Source organism: Bordetella genomosp. 4 (genome assembly GCF_002261185.1).
In the GTDB taxonomy this organism is placed as follows: Bacteria; Pseudomonadota; Gammaproteobacteria; order Burkholderiales; family Burkholderiaceae_B; genus Bordetella_A.
Genome location: NZ_NEVQ01000013.1, coordinates 1,186,039 through 1,209,132 on the forward strand (window position 1 = coordinate 1,186,039; position 23,094 = coordinate 1,209,132).

A 23,094-nucleotide genomic window follows, 5' to 3' on the forward strand; every position below is an offset into this window, starting at 1 on the left:
CGATTTTATTCTTCGTCCAGCGCATGGGGATCCAGGGGCCGCAGCAGACCGTCCTCCAGGACTTTGACCTGCTGCTCCGCCTGCGCCAAGCGCTCTTGGCAGATACGGGTAAGCTCGACGCCGCGGCGATAGGCCGCCAACGATTGCTCTAGCGGCAACGATCCCCCTTCCATGGTGGCGACCAGCGTTTCGAGCTCGGCTAACGCCGTCTCGAAATCCTGAGGCAAAGGACGGTCGTCTTGGGGAGTATCGGTGTGCGAGGAAGTGGCCAAACGGGGCTCCGAGCGCAAAAGAGTCATTAATTTCTGAATTGTACGAGATCGCGAACCCCGCCCGTTTGTGTATAGACGTGTGAAATAAATAAAACCTCTATACCCAGCCTGCGGACTGGTATTCGCGCCAAGCGCCCTTTTCATCCTGAGACGCTTTGTAAAAAAAAGCGCCCGCAAACGCCGTGCCCGCGCCTCTATTTGCATTTGTATGCCACGGTTAACGGCTGGAAACACCGCCTCCCAGCGGCGCTGCTATGGTGACCGCATGCCTCAACGTCTGAACGCCTCCTCTCTGTCTACCGCCCAGGCCTTTTCCCCTTCCTCTCTCGACGACCGCCTGGACCGGCTGGATGCCGCACGGTGGCTGGCCGCGCTGGCCGTCGTGCTACTGCATTGTGCCGCGCAGGCGGTATCGGATGCGAATGCTTATGGGACCAAAGATTGGCTGGCCGCCAATCTCTATGACTCGGCGGTGCGCTGGTGTGTGCCGGTATTTGTGATGATCAGCGGCGCCTTGCTGCTCAATCGCGACAAGCCCCTGGATGCCCGGCAGTTTTATGCGCGCCGCGCCGCCCGCATTTGCGCGCCTTTGATTTTCTGGACCTTGTTTTATCTGGCATGGCGCAGTTTGCTCGACTGGTGGGACGACGGCCGCGTCGATTTGTCGTTCTGGCCGCGCAAAATCGCAGAAGGCGCGCCCTATTACCACCTCTGGTATCTGTACATGATCGTCGGGCTGTATCTTTTTACCCCGATGATCCGCGCGCTCTACCATCGCAGCCAGCCGGCCGCGCGGCGCCTCTGGGTGGTCGGTATCTTGGGGGTGGCGATTCTGGATGCGTTATATCGCCAGGCGCTGGACACCGGACAGGGCTTTTTCCTGACATGGTTCCTGCCGTACCTGGGCTATTTTGTGGCCGGCCGCATGATTTACGACGGTGAGCTGCGCATTCCGCGCCCCGGCTTGATGCTGATACTCAGCGTCCTGGCTACCGCCTGGGGCGTCTTCACCCTGTCGGATTCAGGCAGGCTGAATCTGTATTTCTACGACTATTTCAGCATTACGGTGCCGTTCATGTCTCTGGCGGCATTCCAATGGATCATGAATACCCCCCGGCTGCCGCCGCTGTCGACGTTGGCGCCGCTGACATTCGGGGTCTATCTGATCCACCCCTTGTTTCTGGACCTGGTAGACCGCACCGGACCGGTCATCACGCCCAGCGCCGCCTGGAGCCTGCCGGTACAGACCGTCGCCGTGTTCGGCCTGTCGGCGGCGAGCTGCTGGCTGTTGCGGCGTCACCCGGCCACACGAAAACTCGTGTGATATTGTGATTTATGACATGTTTCTGACCTAAGCCCCTCTAACTTTTGTCATTTTTTTCTGAGTTGATTCGCATTTCGGTGTCGTTTTTACCCCCCGGACTCCCTGAATAGGGTAAACTTCAACGTTTGATCGGCCGGACCGATTTTTCTTCGCGCCAGAACGGAAACCCTGCCGTCCTGGCTTTTTTATCCGAGCGGAGGGAATCATGACCGACATTGGTCGGATGGCGCATGTTGTGCCGGCTCGCACCCAGCTACCCGTCAACGCTTATTTTGACGAAGCCCGCTTCAAGCGCGAGCAAGAACTCATTTTCAACCAGTCATCTCTATACGTCGGCAACCAGAAATTGGTGCCCGAGGTCGGCGACTGGCGTACGTTGCCCCAAGAAAACGGAGGGCGCGTGCTGGTTCGCAACCAGCATGGCGTTGAACTCATCTCAAATGTCTGCCGTCACCGCCAGGCATTGATGCTCGGCGGCGAGGCCGGAAATGTCGCAGGCAACTGCAACACGAAAGGCAACCTGAAATCCACAGGCGGCAATATTGTCTGCCCCCTGCACCGTTGGACGTACAACAACCAAGGCGAGTTGTTGGGCGCGCCTCAGTTCGAGCAAACGCCCTGCATGAATTTGCAGAAGTACCGTTTGCGCGATTGCCATGGTTTGCTTTTTGAGGGCCCGCGTGACCCGGCTTCGGATATGGCGCCGCTGTTTTCGCGTCCCGAGTTCGACTTTGGCGATTACGTGCTGGACCATGTCGAGATCCACCAGTGCAATTACAACTGGAAGACCTTTATCGAGGTCTATCTCGAGGACTATCACGTTGGCCCGTTCCATCCTGGCCTGGGCCGCTTTGTGACCTGCGACGACCTGACGTGGGAGTTCAACGACTGGTACAGCCTGCAAAAGGTCGGCGTACACAATGCGTTGGCACAACCCGGCTCGGACGTCTACAAGCAATGGCACGATCGCCTGCTGTCGTTCCGCGAGGGCGATGCACCGGATTTCGGCGCGGTATGGGTGACGTATTTCCCGACGCACATGATCGAGCTGTACCCGCATGTGCTGGTACTGTCGACGCTGTATCCCAAGAGCCCGCAAGAAACCGTGAACGTGGTGGAGTTCTACTACCCCGAGGAGATCGCGGCTTTCGAGCGCGAGTTCGTCGAGGCGCAACGTGCGGCTTATATGGAAACGGCAGTCGAGGATGACGAGATTGCCGAGCGCATGGATGCGGGGCGCAAGGCATTGATGCTGCGTGGCGTTAACGAGACTGGGCCTTATCAATCGCCGATGGAAGATGGCATGCAGCATTTCCATGAGTGGTATCGGCGGGTGATGCAGGAAAGCTGATCTTTCTGGCGGTGCGTCTCTTTCTGGCGATGTGCCTTTAGAGCGTTATTGTTTGCAGAGGGCATCTCATTGAGATGCCCTCTGTCCTTTTGATCGCTGTTAGATGGCGCTCACTGGGCAGAGTGGATTGCAGCGTTGGGTTTTAGATCGTTGATTAACAACGGTAGTCGCTATTGAGACGTCCCTGCCGGGGGCCGCGAATTGCCATGCCGGCCCTATCGCCTGGTCTGGCCGCCTGCGCGGCCAGACTACCCTTCGTCTGGCTTGTCAGGCGGGGCGGCTGGGCAAACTCGCTCCGCTACGCTGCGCTCAGACATGCCCAGCCGACTACCCCCCGCCTGACAAGCCAGACTCGGCAGCCTCAACGGGCCGGCATGGCAATTCGCGGCCCCCGGCAGGAACTCACAATAGTGGCATGCGTGGAAAACAAATCCTCTTGGTCCACCTATGCTTTCTAATCTACATGCCGTGACATGCTGACCCCAAACGTTGTCAATGGGCGCGCCCGTAGGCGCCCATTGACAACAGCACTGCGAGATCTTCTTCCTGGCAGAGATCAGTCCCTACGAAGCCTAAGCACGAAGTTCGTCCCAGCGTTGCCAGGAGCTTGAGACATTGCGAGTCGATGCGGGGCAGTGGCCGCGTTGGGGCGCCTCGTGGTCGAGCGAGGGAAACCGAAGGAGCGCAGCGACGAGGTTGACGAAGCGGTGTCGGCCGCGCAGGCGGCCGACCGACCACGTGAAGCCCCAACGCGGCCGCTGCCCCGCATCGACGCCAAAAGAACCAAGCACCGACAACCAACAACAACCTCTAAAAATCAAGCTCGATTTCCACCTCATCACCCACATTCAATCGACTCCCCTCCGGCGCACTCACAATCGCGTTCTGGCCAAAGACAACGCCGATCTCCAATTGGCGATAGGTCGCCAGCGTACGCCCAGGCTCCTCGTAGCGCTCGCCTGTCAGTTGATCAATATTCGGCATAGGGCAACGCGTGCAAGGCTTTACCAGCGCCAGACGCACATCGCCGATCGACACCAACGCGGTGACATCCTCGTCAAAGGCCTCCCACTCACCCTCGATGACGATATTGGGCCGGAATCGATCCATCGGCACAGGAGACTGACCCTTGGCAATCAAGCGGGCATTCAGATCATCGAGCGAAGCCTGATTGGCGATCAAAAGAGGAAAGCCGTCCGCGAATCCGAACACGTGATCGCCGGCAAAGTCTTCGGCAAACTCGGGGTGAGCCTCTCGCCAACGATCAACCCAGTCGGCCTTGGCGGGCCGTTGTGCTTGTACATCGACCTTGACGAGCACGCAGCTCACGCCGAGCGCCTGACTGAGCCATGCAGCCGCATCGGGGCTCTCCTCGCGGGCGAGGACGGTGTCTTTCCACACGACCACATCGCGCACCGTGTCATTCAATTGCGAGCCGTCGAGCGGAATTCGCAGTACGGGCTGACCGGGCGCCTGCAGCTCGAGATGAGTATCCGTGAGCGCCGGCCGAATCCGCGCCATCGCGGGCCACTGGCGCTGCGTCATGAACTGACCGTCGTCAGCGGTCAAGATCATCCAACGGCGATCACCGAGCAGACCCGCACGGTCGATAGACGACGTGGACAAATCAATAGCGGCGCAAGATTTAATGGGATAGATATGCAGGCTGAGTATGCGAGCAGTCATGACGGCGGCCAATGAGCGAAGAAGAGGAATGCGCCAAGCTTAGCATCGGCGTGCATCTCGCAGGGTGACAGGTGGGCCGCCGGCGCTCCGGCTATTTACCCTCGCGCAATCGACGCAGCATTTCCAACGCCGTTTGCAGTGCAGCCTCCGCAGCAGCCAGTGACACCTCGCTCTGCGGCACGCCCCCGGCCGGGGTCATAGGCTCGGAATGTCTCGCGCCATCAGGCAAGGCCGCATGAACACGCTCGCCTGCTGGCGTCACATCGACATCGAACACCAGCTTTTCGCCGCGATGCCAGGTCGTGAACCACTCGAGCGCTTGGCCATGCTGATCGTGTCCTTGGCCTTCGAGCATGAGCAATGGACTGCCCTTGTTGACTTCCAGCGCATCCGCCAACGCCGCATCGGCGCCCACTGCGCGGATACGGTTGCGGCCGCGACCGGGGTGCAGGCCAAAGCGTTGTACCAGGATGCGATGCAGCGAAGCATCCTGCAAGTGATCTGCCGCCAAGCCCGGCAAACGCGCACGTGGCAACCACGTGCGGACAAAAGCCAAAGGCTCGTCATCGACGCGACGCAGCCTTTCTAATAACAACGTATCCTCAGAGCCAAAAAACGCCGCGACCTCGGGAGGCGGCGCGGCAGGCTCCAACCGCAATACCCGTGTGCGCAGTGCCGTTCCCGTACTGGCGAATTGTTCGAACAACCCCGTGGAGCGCTGCACCATACGATGGTGTTCCAACACAGGGGCCACCGTAGGCGCCCGGCCAGGCTCGCGCCGGATCAACCCCTCGGCCACCAGCGCGGCCAAAGCCTGGCGCACCACACTGCGCGCCACGCCAAATTGACGACACAACCCTGCCTCACTCGGCAACGCCGTCCCCGGCGCCAATTGCCGCGCCTGAATATCCTGGCGCAGCGCCTGGGCAACTTGTACATGCAGCGGGGCGCCGCTGGATCGATCCAACGGCGCCCCGAGGTCGGCGTTCAACGCCATGAAATCAGCCTCCGGTTGTGGAGCGCGCAGTTTCCCATACTTGCGACCAACCTGGGGCCAAATGTGCGGCACGCTCGGCAGCCAGGACCAGACTATCCTCTCGGGCGACGCCCTTGCCCGCGATGTCGAACGCGGTGCCGTGATCCACAGAAACACGCACGACCGGCAGGCCAACCGTAATATTCACGCCATCGTCGCCATAGACCGACTTGAACGGTGCATGTCCCTGGTCGTGATAGCAGGCAATCACGAACTTCCATTTGCCGCGCACCGCTTGCGGGAACAAGGCATCAGCAGGAATGGGACCCGCGGCGAGAATACCGGCAGCATTGGCCTCGGCCACTGCGGGCACCAGAATATCAGCGTCTTCTGTACCGAAAATGCCGTTTTCGCCAGCGTGCGGATTCAGGCCCGCGACGGCGACCGGCTCGTCGCTGCGACCCAGCGCTTTTGCAAACGAACCCGCCAAACGTAATACGGCGCGCATACGCTGTGGCGTCACATCGTCAATGGCCTGGCGCAAGGACACATGCGTCGTGGCATGGAAAATGTACAAATCGCCAGCGGACAATACAAGCGAGAAAGTCTTCACGCCGAATTCGTGGGCCAGCAATTCGGTGTGGCCCGGCCACTTGTGGCCGCCCAGATGCATAGCGGCCTTGTTCAACGGCGCCGTCACAATGCCGTCGATACGGCCTTGGCGGGCCAGCTCGCAGGCGGTGGTGACAAAACGCACCGAGCCTGCGCCCGCATCAGCGCTCAACTGGCCGAACGGGACGTGTTCCAACGATGGACCGGCCTGAATGACTTCGATCGTGCCGGGTTTGTTTTTCACCTGTTCCGGACCGTCGACGACGAGCACACGAGAGGCATCGGCGCCCAACGCCTGGGTCGCTTTACGCAATGCACCCGCATCGCCCACCACGACCAGGCGCGCACGTTGACGCAGATCGTCATGGCCCAACAACATTTTGGCGGTGATCTCCGGCCCAATCCCTGCCACATCACCCAGCGTGACCGCCAGGGTGGGAATACGGTTGGGGGTTGCGTCTTGCGTCATATTCAGAATCTCCGTTCTCGGACCGCACGCGCGGCCCGGATCAATACATCGTCAGTGCCAAAGCCACCGGCCTTGGTCACAATGGGCAGCCCTGCGGCCGGCCCGCCGGTCAACGTGCCCAGCGGCACGCCTCCGGTGACTTCGTCTACCAATGCGATGCCGCCGGCCTGTAGCGCAGCCAGCACCGCACTGGCGCCATCGCCGCCCGTGGCGACCACTCCTGCGACTTTACCGGTACTATCCGCCGCTTCGCCCGCGCGTCCGACTTCATCGGCGTTCAAACCGCGCCGAATCAGCCGACCCGCCAACTCGCCCAGACGAGCGGCAACGGCACCCGAATCCAACCCGGCCAAGCGGCCTTCGGGCGCCAATAACAATAAAGTGGCTTGTGGCGAGGCCGAAGCGACCGATTGGCAAACCTCGGCAGACCACTCTGCCCAAGCCGCATCATCGGCCAATTGCGCCAGCGTCGGAGACCATGTGCGTGCGCCATCGGCCTGCAGCGCCGCGGCCTGGCGACGTGCGGCACTGTGCTGCGATGTCACCACGACAACAACTGAGCCTTGGCTTTCTGCACCGGCCCACAAACGCGCCAACGGCGCAGCCAAGCCCCCGGAACCGACGGGCAAGGCACGTTCGCCAATCAACGCAATCGCGCGAGCCAGGCGGTCCATATCCTGCGCCGTCGCGGCGTCAACCACCACGACGTCGCCTGCGGCCAGAATCCGGTCGGCCAATGAACGGGGCGTTTCGTCCGCCACGATCTCGACCTGCGCCCCGCCCAACAGCGTCGGGATATGGCTTTCGGTCACAGGCGTCACCGGATCCGTCGCAGCCGACGTCTCCGTCACGGGCTTGCCGTTCACATAAAGCACACCGCCACGCACCGTACGGCCCGTATCCGGAAACGCCGGACAGACCACGGCGATCGCGTCGTCACGCCATGCCTGACGGGCAGCATCGATCTCGGCCTTGAAGGCGCCGCGCAAGGTCGAGTCGACCTTTTTGTACAAACGTTTTACGCCAGCGGCCCGCAGCGCCGCCACATCCTCGCGCACGACAGCCGCGGCCTGCTCGGCCAGCAACGCCCGGCTATGCGTCGTGACGGCGACCACCTCGGCCTGGCTGGCAGCGGGATCGGCCAATGCCTGCTCGGCCCGGCCGACCGACAACTGCGTGGGCCAGCCGGAGCGCACAAATTGCACAGCGGTGTCACCGGAGCCGGTCAGATCGTCAGCAACGATGGCGATGAACAACGTCACGATTACACCTTTGCGTCGGCAACCGCCGGCGTGTTTTCACCCAGAACGGCCGCAACATCATCAGCGGGTTTCAATTCACCAGCACGTTTCAGGAAATACGATGCCAACAACGGAGCCAGGATCGAACTGATCAGCACGCATGCAGCCACCTGCGCAGTCGCCGTCCCGACATAATGCTGCAGCGATGGATCGGCGGCAGCAACGACGGCGGGAGTCGCGATCGCATTACCTGCAGTCGTGCCGGCAGCAAAGCCGATACCGCTCTTGCCACCACGGCGCAGAATATAGCGATAGCCCAGGTACACCAGGAAGCCGGTCACGGGGCTGATCAACAGCCCCAGGATCAGGCCGGTCATCCCGCCTGACACCACCGAGCCGAGGTTGATCCCCGTTCCCAATGCGAAAGCAAAAAACGGAATCACGATGTTCGGCACCGGCTTGAGCACATTACGCCATTGCACGTCCAGGTTGCCGACAACCACGCCCAGCAGGAAAGGCACCAGCGCAGCTATCAAAGCGGTGACAGGGATATCGGCCAGCCCCGAGGCGCCAAGAAACAACAGGCTGAAGAACGGGCCATCATTTACGGCGCTGGCGACATACGCACCGCGGTCGCGGCTGTCGCCGTATTGACCGGTATAGGCCAGCCACAGGCCGCCGTTGCTGTTATCGAAAGCGGCCAGCATGGCCAGGATCGACACGCCCCATATCCCGTCCAGCCCGACAAAACTGCCCAGCAGGATGATCAATGAGGCCGGCACGATGGTCTTCATCAACAAGATCGTGCCCGCGGTCGCCAGAATCGGGCCGCCGGTACGCATATTGACCTGGGTACCCGTTGCGAAAATGAGCAGCGCGATCAAAGGCATGGCGCTGTTCTTGAACAATGCCGTGGTAAAGCCCCCTACTGCCAGCGCGTCAGGCGCAAACGTGCCGATCAGGGAGCCGAGAATCAGGGGTAGCAGCATCAACCCGCCGGGCACCTTCATCATCGCCGAGAACATGGGGAAACGGGAAACTTCGGGGTTCATAGAGAGGCGTCTCCAACGCTTTTGTCATAGGCCGGCCCGTCCACTGTAAACCGGATGCCGGGTGCGGAAAACGCGTAGTGTACAACCTATACGTACAGGTTGTACGTACAGAATTTGTAAATGATTGGCAGCAATAGCTGGGCGAAGCGTTGCGCGGAATACCGATATTTATCCCGAATTACGACAAAAACCGACCCAATAAAACCCATTACAAACAAAAATGGAAAAATATTTTCAACAAATCCGGGTTTATCCCAGGTGCTGGCAAGCGCACAATGAACTCATCGGGAAACAAACACGAACCACGACGGAAGACCGCCGGATTCCAAATCCCAAATTCAGACAAATGGAGGTCTTATCATGAAAACCATAACTTCTGCCCTGCTAGTTTCGATGAGCCTGCTGAGCGCCGGCGCCTACGCCGCCTCGCCCAATATCGAACCTAACAACGTGCCTTTCCAAGGCGTGTATGGCCAAGTCGATGCCAACGCCCCGACCCGCGCTCAAGTCATGGCCGATCTGGCCCAAGCCAAGGCCGCCGGCCTGGTGACCTATGGCGAGGAAGAATATCCCGCGCAAGTCGCCGTCCACTCAGACAAGAGCCGCGACCAGGTCGTTGCCGAGTTGGCTCAAGCCAAGGCTAATGGCGAATACTCCTTCGGCGAACTGGACTACCCGGTTGTTCGCTGAGCGCCAGCAATAACGCCCCCAAAAGGAGGGCGCGGTAGCACCAAAAACCCTGCCATGCATTGCGCATGGCAGGGTTTTTGTCATCACGACGCGGCAAAAAAACGTGCGCGCGTTCCACCCATACTCACTATGCGCGCATCAAGTCGACCAACCGGGACATGATTGCTCTGTCTCGCATCTTGGTTGCATGTCCGAGTGCGTCCCGGAGATCTGCCCCTAGAGACAGCAATACCTGCGCCACGTCATCCTGCTTTTGTACAAGAGCCTCCACTAGTGCCACAGCGGTATTAGTCCCCAGGGACACCAGTCGTTTCGCCACTTCGATCTCGGCATTCGAAATCGCAGACACTAAAGTTTTCGGAGTGTCTACACCGGCTCCGATCAACACCCTCATCAGGTCGCTATTGTTCCCTGCAACCGCACGGATCAGCTCACGCTGCCCGTCAGTAATCGCCGGGATAAACTGCTTCACTCTCGACGGTTCGCCACGCTCTGCCAGATATTTGAGAGTTTTAAAGACGTCGAGTCTTTCCCTCTGGATGAGAGCCTGAGCCAAACGGTTCCCTGTCGGCCTCATCAGCAGGTTTGCCAACACAATACTTTCATCGCAACCTGCGCGAATCAAGAAAGACAGGCGATCAAGATTATTGCTGTCCGTAGCGTCAACAATGGCATGATGGGGCTCTGCGCCCGCATCCAACAACAATCGCGCCAACGGCAAACACTTCAGCCTGGTCAACAGCATGAGCGCCTCTCCGGCAGCAGTCTCATCGGCATGCACCAGCTCGTTGATCAGCGCCCAATCGACGTTCCCAAGCGCGTGCAGCAACTCGGAAAAATTGCGGCGATCGTCCCCGGCATTCTTTGTCATCCCTTGGACGATCGTCTTGTACTCTTTTCCTTTAGGGCTGGCGATGTAGTCCTGAGCCACGATAAGCTTTGATGCCAGCGTAGCATCGGCATAGCCGGACCGCGCCATCTGCTGGCTCGTCTGGACCACCTCGTTATACGCCTGCGCCAGCGTAATCTCCAGATCGGCACGCTCAGGCACAGGAGCGTACAAGAGCGCGTCATTAATCGGTGCCTTGGCGGCAATCAATATTTTGGCCTCGGTTTTCTTGCCCTCCTTGGCCATGTCATACAAGGTCGAGGCAGAATCGACGCCAAGCGCAATCAACGTGCCTAGTGGTTCGATCTCGTCCGGGTGATCGACGGCGCCCATCGTCAGCGTTCGCACTAGCCCTGAGACGTTTGCGCCGGCGCGAATCAATAATTTCGCGTCATCTTTGACCCCGAGCGTAAGCTGCTGGAACAGGAAATCGTGTACATCGACGCCCTCATCAATCAACAGTTTCACGGCGTCCTGACAGCGGCTCGCAGTCAAGGCTTTCAACACCTGCGTTTTGTCCAACTTGTCACTGATCGACGCTTCACCGAGCAACAACCGTACGGCCTTCACATCACCGTTTTTAGCCTGATTGATCAACGTGCTTTCAGCCTTGACGCCTGATTTCACTAACAGGCTCATAGCCTGGAGACCATGAGCCTCTGCGGCACGCATCAGCGCTTGCTCTCCTGTCGCGCCGAGCAGCAACAATGCGCGCACCGCCTCGACACTGTTGGCCGCGACAGCATGGCTCAACGCCGAGAATAGGTCGACGCCCGCTGAAATCAGGTGGCGCACAGCCTTTCCACACGCGGGCGACAGTGGGGAATGCTGTTCCAACATGCGCATCAGCACAAACGAAGCATCCACACCCGCATCCATCAATGTCTTTACTTTGACTGTATCTCCCTCTTCACAAGCACGACGCAGTGCGGCATGCTGCCCGGCAAATAGTTTTTCAAAACCTAGAAGGCCAACTTTGAGCGCCCACGTATGCGCGGCAGCGACGTCTCCCTTCGTCGCAATCAATAGCAGTGCATTCGCGTACGTGTCGTCCTTTTGCGTGTCGCCCTCAACACTCCTCCCGACCGGGGGAGTCCCGCCCATCTCGATCAGAACTTTGATCAGCCGTAGATTTCGGGTATCTGCAGCAAGCCGTTCTACCGCAAGCGTCAGCGGTGTATGGCCGTCCCTGTTCACTGCATGGATCGCAACGCTCATGTCGCTACGCGGATTTTCCAATAGCGCGATCGCGATACCGATTTTGCCTAGCGCGATGGCCAGATGAAGAGGGGTTTGTCCCTGGCTATCGACTGCCGACATATCGAACTGGAAACGAGCCAAGGCATCACGAACCGCATTCGGGGCGCCCTGCTCGATCATCGAAAACAACGCGTCAGGAGGCGGGGGCACGTCTGTTGGCGTAAGAGATCCGTAGATCTGGCCCGTTTCGGAAATTCTGGGAGGATTGTATTGTTCAGTCTGCACAGCTAGACACCTTTTTGCAATTGAGAATAATGTGCCGTCTGTTTTTATGGTTTTGAAATACTAGATGCAGAATCGGCCACTTTTCTAGGTGACGAGACATCAAAAGCGGTTCCGTTCAACAGTGAGCAAATGGATAAGCGCTGCAGCTCCGCAAAATAGAAATAGGACCGATCTCATAAGCGGATCGAATTCGCATTCGATCCACTCATAAGATCGGTCCTACACACCTAACGCACAAGCCGAATATGGCGTTGATTGACTCGTGCCATTCTTGGCACGAAGACGGGCGGCGGCATGATTGCCGCCGTCCCCGCATATCACGCTACGACTCCACTAGCTTCAGCGCGTCCAACGGCGTCACCGCTTTGAATGCCTGGCGGGTCGCAATATGCTCCGGCCGAGGGTCCAATCCATACTTCGGCGGATTCAGCGTGTTTTCCATGCTGTTGTAGACCATGAACACATTCGCGCGCGGCCACGGCGAAATATTGCTGTTCGAGCCATGCATGGTATTGCAGTCGAAGAACACCACCGAGCCAGCCTTGGCCGTCATGGTACGAATGCCACCCTGCTCCACCAGCAACTGCAGGCTGACGGCGTCGGGCACACCGTATTCCTGTTTTTTCAGCGACTGCTTGTAGTGCTCTTTCGGCGTTTCGCCCACGCATGAAATGAAATGGCGATGCGATCCTGGCACCAGCATCAGCGGGCCGTTGCATTCATTGTTGTCGCTCAGGAGTACCGAACAACTCAATGCGCGCATCGACGGCATGCCGTCTTCGACGTGCCAGGTTTCGAAGTCCGAATGCCAGTAGAACTCTTTGCCTTTGAAGCCTGGCTTCATATTGGCGCGCGACTGGTGGATGTATACCTCGGATCCCAATAACTGACGCGCGACATTGGCCAGACGCGGATCGCGGGTCAGACGTCCCAACATGGCGTTGAGCACGTGGACACGAAAGATCGAACGCACGGCATTGCTGCCGGGCTCGGTGATGGATTCCTCGCGGCGTACGATCGCCGGATCGCGCGTCATGCGGTCGACTTCGGCAATCAGCGCCTGGACCTCTGCCTCGGAAAATACATTTTCCAGCAAGAGGAAGCCATCGCGGTCATAGCTTTCAACTTGTTCGGCCGACAACGCGTCGGCGTAGGTACCATCGCCATACACCACAGGGTCTTGGCGGGCGATGATGGCTGAGCTGCGATCCGTACGCGAGGCGTACGGATCCTGTGCAGGTGAGATCATCATTAGCCTCCTAATTCGTTAATCACTGGGTTGATCGATGCGCCCTCGATCACCTGCCGTAGACATCAGAATGCTGAGCTACGACTGGCGACCGTCGAACGACTGCTCGATTACGCCGCTTCCGCCGTTGCGGGCAATGCATATACGCCATCGGCGTCGTGCACTTCCTGGCCCGTCAGCGGCGGATTGAACACGCAGATGACGCGCAACGGCTCTTTTCCGCCGCACAGCCAGTGCTCGTCGTTTTCGTTCAGGGCGTAGACCACACCAGGGCCCAAGTCGTATTTTTTGCCGTCGGCGATGGTTTCGATAGAGCCATCGCCCTCGATGCACCACACCGCTTCAAGATGGTTCTTGTAGTGGATGTGGGTCCGTCCGCCCGGAAAAATGGTGGTCTCGTGAAACGAAAACCCCATTCCGTCCTTCTTCAGCAGCACACGGCGGCTGACCCAGGTGTCGGTCCGGACTTCGTCTTGGGTTCCGATCACATCTTTCACATTGCGTACGATCATCGACGTTTTCCTCCAAATTTCAGAACACGGGCAGATTGCCCAGACTCGCCCAGCGCTTCGGCCACAGAGGCCTCGATCGTTTCGAGACCGCGCGTGAGCAGCTCGTCTTCGATCGTCAGCGCCGGCAACAGCTTCAGGACTTCGTCCTGCGCCCCCGAGGTCTCGATCACGACACCACGTTTAAAGGCTTGCTGCGCAATACGGTTGGCCAGTGCCGGCTCGGCAGTGGCGACCAGACCTTGAATCAGGCCGCGGCCGCGCACGGCCAGACCTGCATTGGGATAGCTGTGTGCCAGGTTTTCCAGCCAATCCCGCACCAGACGCTCTTTGCGCTGGACTTCGCTGGCAAACGCATCGCTGGCCCAGTAGGAATCCAGCGCCTGAGTCGCCGTGACGAATGCCAGGTTGTTGCCGCGGAACGTGCCGCTATGCGCGCCGGGTTTCCAGATGTCCAGCTCAGGGCGCATCAGGACCAGCGACATGGGCAGGCCAAAGCCCGACAGCGATTTCGACAGCGTGATGATGTCGGGGCGAATCCCGGCCGACTCAAAGCTGAAGAAGTTGCCCGTACGGCCGCAACCGACTTGAATGTCATCGACGATCAGCAGCATGTCATGACGGCGGCAGAGCTTTTCCAACTCTTTCAACCAACGCAGGGTAGCGACGTTGACACCGCCCTCGCCCTGTACCGTTTCGACAATCACGCCAGCCGGCTTGTCCAAGCCGCTGCTGGGATCGTCAAGCATGCGTTCGAGGTAAGCGATGGTGTCGACGTCGGGACCAAAATAACCGTCATAAGGCATGAACGTCGTATTGCCCAAGGCATAGCCGGCCGCATCGCGGAACTTCATATTGGCGGTCGCCGCCAATGAGCCGCCGCTGACGCCATGGAACCCATGGGTGAACGAAATGATGTTGGAGCGGCCTTTGACTTGGCGGGCAATCTTCAGCGCCGCCTCAACCGCGTTGGTACCGGTGGGGCCGGTGAACTGCAAGGTGTATTGCCAATTGCGCGGCTTGAGCAGCACGCGATCGACGGTCTCGAGGAATTGTTTCTTGGCGCTGGTGGCCATGTCCAGGCCATGCACCACGCCATCCGATTCCAGATACTCGAGCAGTTTCTCTTTGAAGACAGGGTTGTTATGCCCGTAGTTCAGCGTCCCTGCACCGCTGAAGAAATCGATGTATTCACCGCCCTCTTCGTCGATCAGGAGCGAGCCGCGCGCCTGGCTGAATATGACCGGAAACGACCGGATGTAGCCACGCACTTCCGACTCCATCCGGTCAAAAATTTTCAAGTCCATAGAATCCTCCCTTCATCTCGTGAATTGACAGACACAGCCGCACCGATGCCACAGAAGGCATTCGGGCAACACTGCGTCCCGGTTCCAATAGACCGCAAACACACTCCCCTATTGGGGCGGCAGTGTGAACGGGCCTATCTTCAACAACATCTCGTCGTCATGGTCTGCGCCACCGAACAACTGCCGATCAAAGAACGGCTGCTCGGAGACGTGCGCACCCAGCTCGCCGGCCAAGCCGGTGAACGTGCGGCGCGAGGCCTGGTTATCAGGACCTACCGTGGTTTCAAGATGACGAACATGCTTGAGCTCATCGCGTTGCAAGAGCTCTCGAAGCATGGCGCGGCCTAACCGTTGGCCGCGTGCTCGGGCGTGCACGGCAACCTGCCAGACGAAAATCACGTCGGGCCGGGTCGGCGGCACATATGCGGATATGAACCCATCGATGCGGCCGCCGGCACTCTCGGCTACCACACACGTGGCGCTGAAGTGCTCGCACAGCAACAGATAGGCATATAAAGAGTTGACATCGAGTGGCGGGCACTCGGAAACCAGACGGTGCAATGCGGCACCGTCGGTGCGACGCGGCTGCCTGAGTTGCAGACGCGATGATGAATTGGCCGGCTGAGCGGCCGAGGCTGGCAGAGAGGGGGTCAGGTCTTGCCCCCTCATACGACCAACCCCGACTCGGGCGGCGCACCGCCGGTGGGGACCTCGAGAATGGGCGAGGACACATCGCCATGCACTTCACTCACATGGCCTTCTTGTTCCATTAGATTCACAATGCGCTCCAGCGCTAGGGTAATAGTGGCCTGCTCCAGTTCAGGCAAGGCATTCAGACCATCGGCCAGATGCTTTTGCAGTGGCGACGGCGCCCCGGCCGCGAGATCGCGCCCCGCGTCGGTCGCGGTCACGAAAACAATACGGCGGTCTTCGCGGCCGCGTTCGCGGCGAACGAATCCCTTGTCCTCGAGGCGGTCCAGAATGCCTACCACGGTACTGGGGCTGACGTGGATTTCTCGGCTGATCGCCGTCGCCGTCAGGGGGCCATTGGCTATGACCGTGCGCAGGCACATCAACTGCGGCGCGGTGATGTGACTCACGGCGGCCAGTTGGCGCGAATGCAGCGCAATCGAGCGCGTGATGCGGCGCAAGGCACGCAAAATGCGCAGGTCGTACTGCTGTGACGGATCGGGCGTAGGTACGGTGTTCATGACTGAAAATAGTTCAGCAGGATTAATTTCTACTCAAATGATTCTACCCAGATAATATGCGGATGAGCCGACATGGTCAACCCGTGCTATCCAGAAAAAATGAAGAAATAAGCTCATATTTACAGAAGATAAAGAAAAATATGAACTTTTTTATTTTCCCCCGGGAAAAGAATTCGTACGAATCGGACGGGAGAGACGCCGTGATTGCCCTGGAAAAGATGTGCGATTCAAGGGTTTCAGACACAGTCCAACGACAGAAAGCTATCGGGGCGCTCCTCAGGAATACCCTGATTGCAAAAAAAACAAACGTTTTCTACATTTCACATCCGTTCTCATGTGTTTTTTTGCGTAGCGGGCCGCCGTTCTTTCATGCCTCCTCCTTCTGCCCCACCGTTGGTATTGCAGCGCCTGCAAAGCCTCTTGGACCAATTGCCGCCTGAGCTGCGGCGGGCGGCGCATTGGGTGGTGGATCATCCCGCCGAGGTCAGCCTGTGGTCCATGCGGCGCCAAGCCCAGGGCGTGGGTGTTGCACCAGCCACTATGCTGCGGCTGGCGCGCGCGGCAGGATACGACAGCTACGAGGCCTTTCGGGCGCCGTTTCAGGCAGCCTTGGCCGGCGAACGTCCTAGCACACTGCGTGAACGCGCTGCGGAACTGCAGGCGACTCAAGACCAAAACAATGTGCCAGGCCACGACAGGCTGACCGAGATACAAGCCGACGCCATCGAATCTATCGTCTCGGTAAACAGCCCGGCGACATTCGATGCCGCGGTCAAGACCTTGCTCACGGCGCGTCACGTCGGGTTTTTGGGCACGCGATCGGCCTTTGGCATTGCGTTTCAAATGCACTATGCCTATCAACTGGTACGACCCAACAGCATATTGATTGATGGACTGGGGGGCTTGCAGGCCGAGGCCATCGACAACCTGTGCGAGGGCGATGCGTTGATTGCCATTTCGCAAGCGCCCTACCCATCTGCCACAGTTCGTCTGGCGCGCCTGGCGGCTCAGCAGCGCGTGGCCATCATTGCTTTGACCGACACCCCCTTGTCCCCCCTGGCCGCGGATGCCCGACACGTCCTGACGTTTGATCGCGCAGATCGCGAACAGGTCGGACAGCGGCCCGCGCGTCGAGGCCCGGGTTCGTTTTTCCATACGACGGCAGGACTACTGGGATTGGCCGAACACCTCATTGCCCGCCTCACTGCCCGCGGCGGTGAGGCGGTATTGAATCGACTGAGTGAAATCGAAGCACGTATGCATGCCGACAAAGTGTTTTGGTCGGCATCTGCCGCAGCACCGGATCGTTAACTATTACGCGGCTTCGGAACATCCGGCGCCGCAGCCATCGCGCACCCTGGCTCGGGTGCATCATTTGCCGGAACACCGGCGGTTTTCACGGGGAAAATCCTCAAAAGGAGTTTGTATGCGTCAGTTCGTCAAACCCACTTTGGACAACAAAAGAAAAACTGGGGCTCTGGCCGCCATGTGCGCCGCAATGGCCTTGGCGTTTGCCGCGCCGTCGCCCGCCTCGGCACAGCAGAAATTCGTCAGCATCGGCACCGGCGGCGTGACGGGGGTGTATTACGCCGCGGGCGGGTCGATTTGCCGTCTGGTCAACAAAGACCGCTCATCGCACGGCGTGCGCTGCTCGGTCGAGTCCACCGGCGGGTCAGTGTTCAACGTCAACACCATCAAAGCCGGCGAACTGGATCTGGGCGTCGTGCAATCCGATGTCGGCTACAACGCCTACAACGGCGTCGGTCAATTCAAAGATGCCGGCAAATTCGAAAAACTGCGCTCGGTGTTTTCGATCCACCCGGAACCGTTCACAGTCGTAGCTCGCAAAGAAGCCAACATCAAGTCGTTTGAAGATTTCAAAGGCAAGCGCTTCAACGTGGGCAATCCAGGCTCGGGCACGCGCGCCTCCATGGAAGAACTGCTGGCCACGATGGGCTGGACGCTGAAAGACTTCTCGCTGGCCTCTGAACTGCGGCCCGACGAGCACGGCTCGGCACTGTGCGACGGCAAGATCGACGGCTTCTTCTATGGCGTCGGCCACCCGTCCGCCAACATCCAGGACCCGGCTACCACTTGCGGCGCGCAACTGGTGTCTTTGACCGGTCCTGCCGTGGATAAATTGGTCGAGAAATATGCGTATTACGCGCACGCCACCATTCCGGGCGGGCTCTACCCAGGCAACCCCAATGACACCAAGACCTATGGCGTCACCGCGACCTTTGTGACCTCCGCCGACGTGCCGGAAGAAACGGTGTACGTGATCGTCAAAGCCGTCTTCGACAATCTGGAAGACTTCAAGAAGCTGCACCCTGCCTTTGCCCACCTGAAGGCAGAGGACATGGTCAAGAACGGCTTGTCGGCGCCGTTGCATCCCGGCGCCCAGAAGTACTTCAAAGAAAAAGGTCTGCTGTAAATACGGATACGGTCTCGGCGCGCGCGCTCAGCGCGTCGCCCCGAGACCGTATTCAGCAATTCGCCTGGCTGCGTCCAAGACCTATCACATCGCGCATGCCTGCCAGGCAGATCAACCATGTAGGGGAATCCGATGAAAACTGAGCCGTCCACCACAACCGCTGATCTAGAGCAGTTGGTTGCGGACGTCGATCGCGGCGGACGCCAAGCAGGCGGAATCGCCGGCGCCACGTTGGCAATAGGTGCGCTGCTATGGTCGCTGTTCCAGCTCTGGTATGCCTCGCCGCTGCCGTTCTCGCTGCGCTGGGGCATTTTCAATGATACCGAGGCGCGCGCACTGCACCTGGGCATCGCGATGTTTTTGGGCTACTTGGCCTATCCCGCACGCAAGAGCTCGCCGCGCGATCGCATGCCGTGGCACGACTGGATACTCGCCATCGTCGCAGCCTTTTGCGGCGCGTATTTGTTTTTGTTTTACAAAGAACTGGCAGGCCGTCCTGGCCAGCCCACCACGATGGATGTGGCCACCGCGGCCATCGGTCTGGTGCTGCTGCTGGAGGTCACACGCCGCTCGCTAGGCTTGCCCATGACGGTGCTCGGCGCCGTATTCGTGCTGTACGTACTGGCCGGCCCCTGGCTGCCCGACGTGCTCGCGCACCGTGGCGCCTCCATCGAGCGGCTCGCCTCGCATATGTGGCTGACGACAGAGGGCGTCTACGGCGTCGCGCTGGGCGTGTCGGTCTCGTACATCTTTATTTTTGTCTTGCTGGGTTCGCTGCTGGACAAATGCGGTGCGGGCAACTACATGATGCAAGTCTCATTCGCACTGCTGGGCCACTTGCGTGGCGGTCCGGCCAAAGTCGCCGTCGTATCGTCTGCGGTCAACGGACTGGTCTCTGCCTCATCAGTCGCCAACGTGGTCACAGGCGGGATTTTCACCATCCCCTTGATGAAAAAAGCCGGCTATGGCGGCATTCGTGCAGGCGCTATCGAAACCGCATCATCGGTCAATGGACAGATCATGCCCCCGGTCATGGGAGCAGCGGCATTTCTGATGATCGAATACGTCGGCATCCCCTACACCGACATCATTCGCCACGCGATTCTGCCGGCCTCGATCTCGTACATTGCGCTGTTCTACATCGTCCACCTGGAAGCGCTCAAGCTCGGCATCCAGCCCATGATGTCCGGCGGCAAACCCCGTACGCCACTGCAGAAACTCGCAGGTTGGGGCATGGGAATTTGCGGCACGCTGATCGTCATGGGATTGGTGTACTGGATCGGGATGGGTGTCAAAGCGGTCGCAGGCGCGTCTGCGGTCTGGATACTGCTGGCGCTGCTGGTGATCCTGAACGTCTGGCTGCTGCGTGTGGCAGCACGCTATCCCGATTTGTCCGAAGAGATCAACGTCACAAACCCTGTGCGTCCCGAGCCATGGCCCACCGTACGGGCCGGCCTGCATTTCCTGATCCCCATCGGCATTCTCGTATGGTGCCTGAGTATCGAGGAACTGTCTGCCGGGCTGTCCGCATTCTGGGCCGCCGTCGCGATGCTGGTGCAGATGATCACGCAGCGTCCTCTGACTGCATGGTTCCGGCAACAACCCGTCGCACCTGCTCTGCAGCGCGGCTGGCGTGAGGCTATCGGCGGACTGGAGGACGGTGCCCGCAACATGATCGGCATCGCCATCGCCTGCGGCACTGCAGGACTGATCGTGGGCGCGATCACGCTCACCGGCCTGGGCTTGCGCATGACCGCGTTCGTCGAATTGGTATCGATGGGCAACGTGCTGCTGATGCTGATCTTTACCGCCATCGTGTGCCTGATTCTGGGCCTGGGCATGCCGACCACGGCCAACTACATTTTGATGGCCACCTTGATGGCCCCTGTGGTTGTCGAACTCGGTGCGCAGAACGGACTCGTGATTCCGCTCATCGCCGTGCACATGTTCGTGTTCTATTACGGGATCATGGCCGACATCACACCGCCAGTGGGGTTGGCCACTTTCGCTGCGGCGGCGATTTCCGGCGAAGATCCCATCAAGACCGGCATCCAGGGCACGACCTATGCATTGCGTACCGCCGTGCTGCCTTTCATGTTTGTCTTCAACCCGCTGCTGTTGTTGATCGATGTGCATGGATGGGCGGAGTTGCTGTTGGTGATCACCGGCGCGACCTTGGCGTCCCTGACCTTTGCAGCAGCAACGCTGGGTTGGTTCCGTGTGCGGTGCACGATCGTCGAGATCGCTGTGCTGCTGCTGGTGACGTTCATGCTGTTCCGCCCAGACTGGTTCATGAACCATCTGTATGGCAAATACGAAAGCTTGCCTGCGTCCCAGATCAATCAGGTCGCATCCGAACTGCCTGACAGCGGTCGGCTGGTCGCGGTCTTGCATGGCATGAACATCGAGGGCGATGAGCTTACGAAAACGGTTGCCGTGACGCTATCGCCATTGCCCGAAGGCGATACCAGCACCGGTGTCGCCGCAGGACGCAAGCGACTGAGCGACGCCGGTCTCATGGTCACGGCCTTAGGGGATCAAGTCCAAATTGGCGCTGTGCAATTCGGCAGCCGTGCGCGCAAGGCAGGATGGGAGCAAGGATGGGATGTCGTCAGCGTCCAGATTCCGAATCCGCATCGGCCGTCGGAGTTCTGGGTGTATATCCCGGCGTTGGCGCTGTTGGCAGCGGTGTGGGGATTGCAAGGACGTCGGCAGCGTCGGGAGTTAACGCCTTCTGTCGCGTAGTTGATGGGTTGATCGTTTGCTTGCGGGAACGTTCTCTGTGAACACGTTCCTGTCGGGGGCAAAACGCCTAGCCGAGCCTATCGCACGGACTCGCCCCATGACCAGGGGGCTCGGCCTCGCTACGCGAGGCTAAATCCGTGCTCTACGGCGCGGCTAGGCGTTTTGCCCCCGACAGGAACTCACAGTAGAGATGAATCACGGATGCAGACGACGTATAGAGCGTGCACATGTTGAGAGCTGCCGTGAATAAGAGACGCTGCGAGCCAGGCCTCGCCGTGCAAAAGGGGCACCGGGCCGTAGAGCGCGGATTCAGCCTCGCGCAGCGAGGCCGAGGCCCCTGGTCATGGGCCGAGTCCGTGCGATAGGCCCGGTGCCCCTTTTACACGGCGAGGCCTGGCGCCAAAAGAACCTTACCCTTCACCAGCAAACAACAAACAACAAACACCCTACCCCAACCGCCCCCCAACAGTCCGTTCCCCAATCGCCAACCCCACCGTCATCCCCACCCCCGAATGCATCACCGCCACCGTGGTAGCCTCATCAACCGGCATCACAGAGAACGGCGCCGGCCCATGCGCCCCATAAACCCCTTGCCAGCGCTCAACAACCCGTAACCGCGCCCCCAACGCCTGCGAGGCCAGCTCGAGCATCGCGTTATCCACCGCCTCGTCATTGAACGGCGGCGCATCCTGCCCATAACGATGCGAATCACCAATGATCAATTCCCCATAAGGCGTAGGGCTGATCAAAAGATGAATCCCATTCTCGAGCAAATACGGCGAGCGCTCCTGGATGATGTCGCGCAACACCTGTGCCGAGGGCAGATCCGAAAACGCCCCATAGTGCACACATGACAGCCCCGTCAACAACGGACGGTCCAACTGCTCGATAGGATTAGACTCGAACACGGCACGCAGCATTTGCAGCCGTGTCACCTCCAGATCCATCGGCGCAAACAACTCAGGCATCAGCGTCAGATAATCATGCCCCGGGCACACAAACACATGCCCGCCCTGAAAATCCCCCGCCGTCGTACTGACAAGGCCGCCCTGCACTGCACGCGCCAACGTGCCGGTAATGAACGTCACGCCCAATGACTCCGCCAGATAGCGAGTAATGGCCGGCAACGCTTCGCGCGAATAGATCTGCAGATCGTCGTGCCCTTGTATCGCGGCGCAATGATGTGCAAGCCTGCCGCCATACAGACGGGCGACCTCGCGGCTGGATAATAGCTGCGCACGATAGCCTTCCTGGTGCAATCGCGTATCCGCAAATTCCTGCAATACATCCGCCTCATCGGCATTACGCGCCAGCACGAGCGCACCGTTGGCACGCACATGAAATCCAGCCTTTGCAGCCAGGTCCAGCCAGAGCTCGCGCGCCTGCTGCGCATGCGACAACATCATGCCGGGAGGCTGCCCCGTGACGATGACTTGGCCAAAATTGCGGACAGTGGCCCCATGCGCCTGACGGCTGCGTTCGATGACGGCCACAGACAGACCGCGCTTGGCCGCAGCCCAGGCGTGGGCAACGCCGAGCATACCGGCGCCGACCACGATGACGTCGAAGTTTTTCATTTCCAAAGAACCCTG

The 23,094-nt window shown here is 59.5% G+C and carries 19 protein-coding genes; 6 read left to right on the forward strand and 13 right to left on the reverse strand.

Going from position 1 to position 23,094, the window contains the following annotated elements; translation table 11 throughout:
* Positions 1–5: 5 nt before the first annotated feature.
* A complete protein-coding gene (locus CAL20_RS15830; protein WP_094822019.1) occupies positions 6–299 on the reverse strand; it encodes an exodeoxyribonuclease VII small subunit in 294 nt (97 codons plus the stop codon).
* Positions 300–537: 238 nt separating this feature from the next.
* On the opposite strand from CAL20_RS15830, the gene CAL20_RS15835 reads away from it, so the two are divergent.
* Both CAL20_RS15835 and CAL20_RS15840 read left to right on the forward strand, forming a co-directional pair.
* Positions 538–1,596 carry an acyltransferase gene (locus CAL20_RS15835; protein WP_094838330.1) on the forward strand — a complete coding sequence of 353 codons (1,059 nt, stop codon included), beginning with the start codon at positions 538–540 and terminating at the stop codon, positions 1,594–1,596.
* Positions 1,597–1,801: 205 nt separating this feature from the next.
* Complete coding sequence (locus tag CAL20_RS15840; RefSeq protein ID WP_094822021.1) at positions 1,802–2,947, forward strand: aromatic ring-hydroxylating oxygenase subunit alpha; 1,146 nt, start codon at positions 1,802–1,804, stop codon at positions 2,945–2,947.
* An 810-nt stretch (positions 2,948–3,757) separates the two neighbouring features.
* Here CAL20_RS15840 and CAL20_RS15845 read toward each other — a convergent pair.
* The 5 genes from CAL20_RS15845 to CAL20_RS15865 all read right to left on the reverse strand — a co-directional run bounded on the left by CAL20_RS15845 (position 3,758) and on the right by CAL20_RS15865 (position 8,983).
* Positions 3,758–4,633, reverse strand: coding sequence for an MOSC domain-containing protein (locus CAL20_RS15845; protein ID WP_094838331.1), 876 nt, complete (start codon positions 4,631–4,633; stop codon positions 3,758–3,760).
* A gap of 91 nt (positions 4,634–4,724) precedes the next feature.
* Complete coding sequence (locus CAL20_RS15850; protein ID WP_094822023.1) at positions 4,725–5,630, reverse strand: GntR family transcriptional regulator; 906 nt, start codon at positions 5,628–5,630, stop codon at positions 4,725–4,727.
* Positions 5,631–5,634: 4 nt separating this feature from the next.
* The gene (pdxA, locus tag CAL20_RS15855) at positions 5,635–6,690 is read right to left on the reverse strand and encodes a 4-hydroxythreonine-4-phosphate dehydrogenase PdxA (protein ID WP_094822024.1); all 1,056 of its coding nucleotides are present in this window, start codon (positions 6,688–6,690) and stop codon (positions 5,635–5,637) included.
* 2 nt (positions 6,691–6,692) lie between these two features.
* Positions 6,693–7,952 (reverse strand): D-threonate kinase, encoded by a 1,260-nt coding sequence (gene dtnK / locus CAL20_RS15860; RefSeq protein WP_373558299.1) that lies wholly within the window; start codon positions 7,950–7,952, stop codon positions 6,693–6,695.
* A gap of 2 nt (positions 7,953–7,954) precedes the next feature.
* Positions 7,955–8,983, reverse strand: coding sequence for a 2-keto-3-deoxygluconate permease (locus tag CAL20_RS15865; protein WP_094822026.1), 1,029 nt, complete (start codon positions 8,981–8,983; stop codon positions 7,955–7,957).
* A 360-nt stretch (positions 8,984–9,343) separates the two neighbouring features.
* Here CAL20_RS15865 and CAL20_RS15870 point away from each other — a divergent pair, with 360 nt between their 5' ends.
* Positions 9,344–9,673, forward strand: coding sequence for a DUF4148 domain-containing protein (locus tag CAL20_RS15870; RefSeq protein WP_094838333.1), 330 nt, complete (start codon positions 9,344–9,346; stop codon positions 9,671–9,673).
* Between the two features lie 127 nt (positions 9,674–9,800).
* Here the strand turns inward: CAL20_RS15870 and CAL20_RS15875 are convergent, their stop codons facing one another.
* The 6 genes from CAL20_RS15875 to CAL20_RS15900 form a co-directional block, all read right to left on the reverse strand.
* A complete protein-coding gene (locus tag CAL20_RS15875; protein ID WP_143277075.1) occupies positions 9,801–11,972 on the reverse strand; it encodes an ankyrin repeat domain-containing protein in 2,172 nt (723 codons plus the stop codon).
* 397 nt (positions 11,973–12,369) lie between these two features.
* Positions 12,370–13,296, reverse strand: coding sequence for an ectoine hydroxylase (gene thpD, locus CAL20_RS15880; RefSeq protein ID WP_094838335.1), 927 nt, complete (start codon positions 13,294–13,296; stop codon positions 12,370–12,372).
* A gap of 110 nt (positions 13,297–13,406) precedes the next feature.
* Entirely contained in the window at positions 13,407–13,808 is a 402-nt protein-coding gene (locus CAL20_RS15885; RefSeq protein ID WP_094822030.1) for an ectoine synthase, read from the reverse strand.
* Positions 13,805–15,112, reverse strand: coding sequence for a diaminobutyrate--2-oxoglutarate transaminase (gene ectB / locus CAL20_RS15890; RefSeq protein WP_094822031.1), 1,308 nt, complete (start codon positions 15,110–15,112; stop codon positions 13,805–13,807). The genes CAL20_RS15885 and ectB overlap by 4 nt, the downstream gene beginning before the upstream one ends.
* Before the next feature lie 108 nt (positions 15,113–15,220).
* Entirely contained in the window at positions 15,221–15,781 is a 561-nt protein-coding gene (gene ectA / locus CAL20_RS15895) for a diaminobutyrate acetyltransferase (protein WP_094838336.1), read from the reverse strand.
* Complete coding sequence (locus CAL20_RS15900; RefSeq protein ID WP_094822033.1) at positions 15,778–16,323, reverse strand: MarR family winged helix-turn-helix transcriptional regulator; 546 nt, start codon at positions 16,321–16,323, stop codon at positions 15,778–15,780. Before CAL20_RS15900 ends, ectA begins: the two co-directional genes overlap by 4 nt.
* 369 nt (positions 16,324–16,692) lie before the next feature.
* Between CAL20_RS15900 and CAL20_RS15905 the strand changes: the two genes are divergently transcribed.
* The 3 genes from CAL20_RS15905 (at position 16,693) to CAL20_RS15915 (ending at position 21,502) form a co-directional block, all read left to right on the forward strand.
* Positions 16,693–17,634 carry a MurR/RpiR family transcriptional regulator gene (locus CAL20_RS15905; RefSeq protein WP_094838409.1) on the forward strand — a complete coding sequence of 314 codons (942 nt, stop codon included), beginning with the start codon at positions 16,693–16,695 and terminating at the stop codon, positions 17,632–17,634.
* A 115-nt stretch (positions 17,635–17,749) separates the two neighbouring features.
* Complete coding sequence (locus CAL20_RS15910) at positions 17,750–18,757, forward strand: TAXI family TRAP transporter solute-binding subunit (RefSeq protein ID WP_094838337.1); 1,008 nt, start codon at positions 17,750–17,752, stop codon at positions 18,755–18,757.
* Between the two features lie 132 nt (positions 18,758–18,889).
* Positions 18,890–21,502, forward strand: a complete 2,613-nt coding sequence (locus CAL20_RS15915; protein ID WP_094838338.1) for a TRAP transporter permease — start codon at positions 18,890–18,892, stop codon at positions 21,500–21,502.
* 446 nt (positions 21,503–21,948) lie between these two features.
* Here CAL20_RS15915 and CAL20_RS15920 read toward each other — a convergent pair whose 3' ends face one another.
* Positions 21,949–23,079 carry a TIGR03364 family FAD-dependent oxidoreductase gene (locus CAL20_RS15920; protein ID WP_094822036.1) on the reverse strand — a complete coding sequence of 377 codons (1,131 nt, stop codon included), beginning with the start codon at positions 23,077–23,079 and terminating at the stop codon, positions 21,949–21,951.
* Between the last annotated feature and the right edge of the window lie 15 nt (positions 23,080–23,094).